Source organism: Flavobacterium hydatis (assembly GCF_000737695.1).
In the GTDB taxonomy this organism is placed as follows: Bacteria; Bacteroidota; Bacteroidia; order Flavobacteriales; family Flavobacteriaceae; genus Flavobacterium; species Flavobacterium hydatis.
The window spans coordinates 232,612-239,806 of the sequence record NZ_JPRM01000003.1; the positions used below are offsets into that span (position 1 = coordinate 232,612).

6 protein-coding genes are annotated in these 7,195 nt (G+C 32.5%); all 6 read right to left on the reverse strand.

Going from position 1 to position 7,195, the window contains the following annotated elements; genetic code table 11:
* Positions 1-37: 37 nt before the first annotated feature.
* On the reverse strand, positions 38-1,207 hold the full coding sequence (locus tag IW20_RS03130) for a hypothetical protein (protein WP_035618598.1): 1,170 nt from the start codon (positions 1,205-1,207) through the stop codon (positions 38-40).
* 183 nt (positions 1,208-1,390) lie between these two features.
* The gene (locus IW20_RS03135) at positions 1,391-1,837 is read right to left on the reverse strand and encodes a GNAT family N-acetyltransferase (protein ID WP_035618601.1); all 447 of its coding nucleotides are present in this window, start codon (positions 1,835-1,837) and stop codon (positions 1,391-1,393) included.
* A gap of 39 nt (positions 1,838-1,876) precedes the next feature.
* Positions 1,877-2,854: a DUF4837 family protein gene (locus IW20_RS03140; protein ID WP_035618604.1), complete on the reverse strand. Its 978-nt coding sequence runs from the start codon at positions 2,852-2,854 to the stop codon at positions 1,877-1,879.
* A gap of 55 nt (positions 2,855-2,909) precedes the next feature.
* Positions 2,910-4,751, reverse strand: a complete 1,842-nt coding sequence (locus IW20_RS03145; protein WP_035618608.1) for a LysM peptidoglycan-binding domain-containing protein — start codon at positions 4,749-4,751, stop codon at positions 2,910-2,912.
* Between the two features lie 107 nt (positions 4,752-4,858).
* Complete coding sequence (locus tag IW20_RS03150) at positions 4,859-6,046, reverse strand: phosphoglycerate kinase (RefSeq protein ID WP_035618611.1); 1,188 nt, start codon at positions 6,044-6,046, stop codon at positions 4,859-4,861.
* A 167-nt stretch (positions 6,047-6,213) separates the two neighbouring features.
* Complete coding sequence (locus IW20_RS03155) at positions 6,214-7,188, reverse strand: PorP/SprF family type IX secretion system membrane protein (protein ID WP_035618839.1); 975 nt, start codon at positions 7,186-7,188, stop codon at positions 6,214-6,216.
* Between the last annotated feature and the right edge of the window lie 7 nt (positions 7,189-7,195).

A 7,195-nucleotide genomic window follows, 5' to 3' on the forward strand; every position in this document is an offset into this window, starting at 1 on the left:
ACTTCTGATTAAAAATTAAAGCATTTCGCTAACTATTTTAATTCTCTTTTATCAATTTCCAGACACTTTCGTTGTAATTACTTTTATTGATTCCTATTATTTTTTCGAGTGTTATAAAATAATTTTCATTTCCTTTTTCATACTTTCCACAACTTAATAATTCCAAAACGGCAGGAAAACCTTTTTCTTTTTCTATTTTCTGAACAATTAGAGCATTTACTACATAAGGTACAAGTAAATGTTTTTCTTTACTTTCTCCAAAGTTATAAAAGTCTTCATACGATGTAAGCCAATCTGAATTAGGATTTGATGCAATTTTCTCTTTAAATGTTGCTAATATATCTTTCCAACTAATTCCCCAACTTCCACCATAAAGATAGGCACAGCCTTCATCAACTGGTTTATTAATTGCACTTCTTGGGTATACATTACGTACTCGCTCATGCCATAAATCGTGTGGGTCAAAACTATTAAAACTCGTATTGTTAGCTCCACTTACCAATAAAGTAGTATTGTTTTCATTTGCATTAAAATTACTAGAACTGTTTCCGTTGTAATTTATCTTGTATTTTACTCCTATTGTTTGTAGCAAATCCGGTAAATCACTACAACCATACCATTCTATTTTTGTACTAGTCGGTTTTAATTTAGCATCAAATGAGGCAACTGCCTTAACATATTCTGATGCTGTTTTATTATTTAATGTATTCTTGTAATGAAATACACAATTGCCAATTGTTTTGCTTTGCCAAGTCATTGTATTGCGTTTTAACGGTGATAAAAAGTAGAATTTATCATCTCTTTTCTTTGCTAAAATCTCAAAACTAGCGCCCAAAATTGGCTTGTTCTCATTTATACCAATGTAGGAGAATTGGATAAAAAAAGAATCATTATCAAGCTGTACTACATTGTTAAGGTATCCTTTGTAGAAATTCTCATCTTTATACTTTCCACTTTTCTCAATCGCTTTCATCTCATCCAAAAGTATTGATGTTTCCAGCAAATCTTCTTTCAATACATAGGTATTTTCTTTATTTGGACTTTCTTTTAAACTCAAAAAGCCATTTAACGATTTTATGAGGTTATTGGCTATGAGAGTGTCTTTTGGCAAATTGATAGTTGGCTCTACAATTAGTGGTTTAACTTGACCGAAGGTTATAGCCGTAAATGTGAATAATAAAGCTGAATACGTTAGTTTAAGTTTCATTAGGAATAAGGTTGGTTATAGTTAGGTTATTAATGCTCTAAAATCAAAATTTTATACTGTCGATTAAGTATTAAAACAAAAACGACCACTATTTTATAAAATAGTAGTCGTCATATAATGTCTTTTGTTTCACTAAAAATAATTTTAGTTTTATATTTTTTGTGAAATCAAAAATTTTCGTAATTAACTTTTAATCATTTCTATATGCGGAATATCGTCTTCTAGATACATTTCACTGCTTTGTACAAAACCATGACTTTCGTAGAATTTTTTTAGGTATAATTGTGCTCCGATTGTAATATCAGTTTTATTAAAATGGGTTTTAATTCCTGCAATAGCTTCTGTCATTAAATCATGTCCCCATTTTTTATCGCGATAATCCGGGCTTACTACGACTCTTCCTATCGATGCGTTATCAAAACTTATTCCGGCATCAAAAAGACGCGCATGTGTCACAATTTTGCCTTCATATTCGCCTATTAGGTGCAAAGCAAGTTTGTCTTTACCGTCTAGATCTAAATAAACACAGTTTTGCTCTAATACAAAGACTTCACTTCGCAATTTTAGGGTATCATATAGTTCGTGAACAGTTAATGCCTCAAAAGGCTTAATTTTCCAATTTGGTTTCATGTTGTAATAGTATAATCTGGTTTTATTTAAAAAAGGGTATTATCGCTTATTAATTCTAACCGATTTTATAATGGCTTCTAGCTCTAACATCGAATCTCGTTCTTCATTAGATGGGGAATAACAAAATCCTTCGAGAACTAGTATTCGGTTATAGGCTTTATCAATAATTGCATAATTTATAAAAGGTCCTGTCATGAAATCATTTCTTAAATCCCAAGTTCCCTTGGTTTCATAAGCTGTTTTTCCATCTAAGGTAATTTTAGAGAAATATGGAGCGTAGGCTTCTTCGGTTATCATTTGGGTATTAGGTTCACGCCCTTTTATATACCTTCCTACTGAGTCCCGCATTTTTACGATATTGCCAACAATATCGGAGTTCTTGGTAATACTTGTTATCGGAACCTGATAAATAAGCAAACTGGTACTACCACTTACCATTTCTTTTTTAAGCCATAGAAAGTTACGTTTATGCAATGCATATTCATATCCTGTGGGAACGTCTAGTTTTATATGAAACTTATTGTTGAGAATTGCGCCATCTAACAATGATTTACTGTTGATTTTTTGGCATTCGGCTATTTCGGTTTCCCTAATTATTCGAATTATCTGCGGTGTGTGTATTTCAAATGCTTCTATAATATCCGAAACTGATTTTCCTGATATACGAAATACATTTTGTGGTGATGTGTAAACGTTTTTGGTGATTTCGAATTTACTTGTATTCGATTTTTTAACTACAATAATATTTCGCCCATCGGTCATGAAACCTTCTAGTAGTTTGGCTGGATATTGGTTTATTGTAAATAGTGGTTCTTCTTGTACGAGGCCTACAACTGGCGAAGCAAACTTATTCCTAATGCTATCTCCCACTTCTCCGTACCACAACTGATCATCTATAATGATCGAGATTGTGTTTATTTTACTGCTATCGTTGTGCTGATGTATTTTCTCATTCTTTTTTAGACATGAGAAAAACAAAAACGGAAGTATTAGCAATAAAAAATGGGTTTTATTCATTTTTAATTTTTAGTTAAGTTATGAAATAAAACCCAAATTTATATACAATTTTTGATTATCCGTTTATTTTGAGTTTCATTCCGGGTTTAATCGCTCCGTTTTCTATATCATTCCATTTTTTAATATCAGAAATCGTAACTCCTGGATATTTTTTGGCAATGCTATATAACGAATCTCCTTTTTTTACATAATAATCAACTCCAACACTTTTTACAGCATCTGTTCTTTTCTTGAAATTATCTATATTACTTGAAGCAACAATAATTTCTGGAGTATCAGACGCTTCTTGAACATTAGAATGTATTACTAATTTTTTCATTGAAGCAATCATATCCATATTCTCTGGTGTCAAACCATTCCATTCTTTTAAGTCTGATAAAGAAACATTGAATTTCTTAGCAATCGTACTTAAGTTATCTCCTGCTTGTACCACATAAAGTGACGGCTGAGATTCTGTTGTTTTTTTATCATCAACACTAGCAATTGCTTCTTCGGTATGTTTTTTGTCTACCGCAGGAACCAATTTTACTTCATTGATATCTTTCTTAATAATTTTGCTATCTGAAATAATTTTTAAACTTTTCCCAAGTGCAATTGAATTACTCTTAAGGTTGTTCCATTTCTTCAATTGAGTAATTGTAACATCGTATTTACTTGCAATTGAACCTAAATTATCTCCTGAACGTACCTTGTAAAGTTGTGTTTTTGTAACAACAGTTTGGTTTGTTTTAGGCGAAGCCAATTTAGTAGCTGCAATTAATGTTTGCAGTTTATTAATTTTTGAACTTGATTCATGATTAAGATATGCATAAATTTTGTCTTCGTTTGAAGTAAAAATAGCAACTTTATCTTTTGGCAATCTCAAGAAATGCTCTTCGTCTTGATAAAACGGAACTACGTTTAGTTTATAAGATGGGTTTAAAAGCTGTAGTTGTGCTTCGGGAACATCTAGTAAATTAGATATTTGCCTAAAGCTCATTTTTTCTTTAATTCTTATAGTATCAGTTTGAAAGTGCTGTACAACTGCTCTATCTGGAACTATACCATGTTCTTTATGATATTCGTAAAGATACATTGTAGCTAAAAAAGCGGGAACATATCCTTGTGTTTCTTTAGGAAGGTAACTACGAATATCCCAGTAGGTTTGTTTTCCTCCTGAACGACGAATCGCTTTGGATACGTTTCCTGGACCTGAGTTATAAGAAGCAAGAACTAGCTCCCAATCGCCAAAAATTTTATACATTTTTGACATATAATCTGCAGCTGCAGTTGATGCTTTTAATGGATCACTACGCTCATCGATAAACGAATCTATTTTTAGATTATATTGTTTACCGGTGTGGTACATAAACTGCCAAAGTCCTGTGGCTCCCATTTTTGAAACTGCTTTAGGATTTAAAGCTGACTCTACAACGGCTAAATATTTTATCTCTAAAGGAACATTTTGTTTAGCGAATGCTTCTTCAAACATTGGAAAATAATATTCTGATAACGCCATTAATCGCGAAAATGATTTTTTACGATTCTTTAGGAATGACTTAATGATATTTTCCAACCCTTGGTTATACTGAATGTTAAAAGGTGATTTTTCATTCATTGCCTCTAGACGTTGCTTTAACAACTCGGTTGGCAATTCATAATCTACCTTTGCATCCGTATTAATTGTTTGGATATCTTTAGATAAATCTTCGTATATGTCTAAACTCACTAATTCTTTCATCCAAAGACTGTCTACCCGAACCGCGTAATCGTCTTTAACAAATGAATTTTTAACTGAGTCTAAATACGAAATCTTAATTTCCTGTTTTACAACTGGGTTTGTTTGCACAACTTCTTGTGCAAACAAACCCATTGTAGATAACAGAAGTACTGATAATGTGGTATTCTTTACAATCATAACATCTATTTAATTGACATATTTCTTACAATTTCTATGCCGTAATTTTTGCAAACTTAAGGACTATAAAATGAAAGACTCTTTAAAAAGTGTTAAAAATGAGATAGTTAGTCTAAAATAGCTGCAATTCCAGGTAAAACTCTACCTTCTAAAATTTCTAACATTGCACCACCTCCAGTAGATACATAACTCATTTTGTCTTCAAAACCAAACTGTTTTACAGCAGCTACCGAATCTCCTCCTCCTACTAATGAGAAGGCTCCATTTGCAGTAGATGCAGCAATATAATCTCCTAAAGCGATTGTTCCTTTGGCGAAAGATTCCATTTCAAAAACTCCTAATGGACCATTCCATAAGATTGTTTTTGAATCCATGATAACTTTCTCAAAGTTTGCCAATGATTTAGGACCTGCATCAAGACCTTGCCATCCATCAGGAATATCATATACATCTACCACTTGTGTGTTTGCTGTGTTTGAGAAATCATCTGCAGCAATAACATCAACTGGAATATGTATTTGAACTCCTTTTTCTTTAGCTAATCTTAAAATTTCAAGTGCTAGTTCTAGTTTGTCATCTTCACAAATAGAATTTCCTACTTTACCACCTTGTGCTTTAATGAAGGTAAAAGTCATTCCTCCACCAATAATCATATGGTCTACTTTGTCTAAAATGTTTTCGATAACCGTAATTTTCGAAGAAACTTTAGATCCACCAAGAACAGCTGTAACTGGTTTTTCACTATTTTTAAGTACTTTATTTAAGCTTTCTATTTCTTTTGCTAATAATGTTCCAAAACATTTTTCGTTAGGAAAAAATTGAGCAATTATTGTTGTCGAAGCGTGTGCTCTATGTGCTGTACCGAAAGCATCGTTTACATAGATATCTCCTAATGAAGCTAATTCTTTTGCGAAAGCTACATCTCCAGCTTCTTCTTCGGCATGGAAACGTAAATTTTCTAGTAATAAAACTTCGCCTGGTTTTAAATTAGCAGCAGCATCTTTGGCAACTTCCCCAACACAGTTTGAAGCAAACTGTACAGGAACTCCTAAGATATCTGAGGCTGTTTTTAAAATATGTTTTAAAGAGTATTTTTCTTCAACTCCTTTTGGTCTTCCAAGGTGTGACATTAAAATCACGCTTCCGCCTTGGGCTAAAATAGCATCAATTGTAGGTTTTGCAGCTTCGATACGTGTAGCATCTGTTACATTAAAGTTTTCGTCTAATGGCACATTGAAATCAACACGAATGATTGCTTTTTTATTCTTAAAATTAAAATCTTTTAACGTTTTCATTAAGGTAAGTTTTTTAGTTTTTTTTGAAAGAATAACAAATATAGAACTTTTACCTTAGTAATAAATTCGATAAAAATAAAAAACAGGGGTTTATATAAACGAAAACGATGTAATTTGATAATTATTTTAAATTAAACACAAAAAATCAAAAAATGACAAATTAATTATTAATCGTGAACTGGGTTTTGTGTACAAGGACAGTTACTAATTGCTTGTAGGAAATCGAATCCGATTGTTACAACGTGTGTTCCTGAGTTATAAGCGCCAATACGGTTAAGTGATGCCTGATACGAGTAACCGAAGTAAAAACCTGCTTTCTTGAAACCTGCCATAGGACCTACCATTAATGGCTGGAAGAACTGATCATTAAGAAAACGGTAAGAAACTCCTATCCAATAATAATCTTCGTAACGGTTGTATTGTCTGAACTTAAAGTTAAAATCGGTACTTGAACGCTGATCACTAGCAAACAATTGGTAATAAACTGATGGTTCGAACTCGATACGGTTGTTCTCTGCTCCTTTAAAAACATATCCTGTATATACTTGGTAGTTTCTAAGTAAATTAGGCTCTATACCGTCGAATTTATCGATTGCTTTGTTTAGGATGTTACTTGCGTTAAAACTTAAATAGAACGACTTATTACGATATAAGACCCCTACATCGAAGTTGTTGTTAGAAACAAATCTATTATCGGTAACGCTTGGATCTGGTGCAGGGATTTCGTACGTTGGGTTAAACTGGTTGATATCAATTTTAAAATTATTGATGTTATACGAGATACCAAAAGACAAGTATTGCTTAGAATAATAATCTAGAATTAAGTGGTGCGCAAAAGATATTTTGGCTCCTGTTTGTCTTGTATATCCGTTACTATCGTTATAAAGCGATATTCCCACTCCGGAACGATCCAGGATTCTAAAATCGGCATAAAGCGACTGGTTATCGGGTGCGTCTTTAACTCCTACCCATTGTGTTAAACCATTGGCACGTATTCTTAAATTATCACCAATTCCGGCAAAAGTTGAAGATACTACAAATGGATTATCTGCAAGGTATTGTGTAAAAACTGGCAAGTTTAACTCTTGGCTGTAACCTGATGTTACAGCCATAAGTAGAAATGATATGATAATTTTTTTCATTGTATTA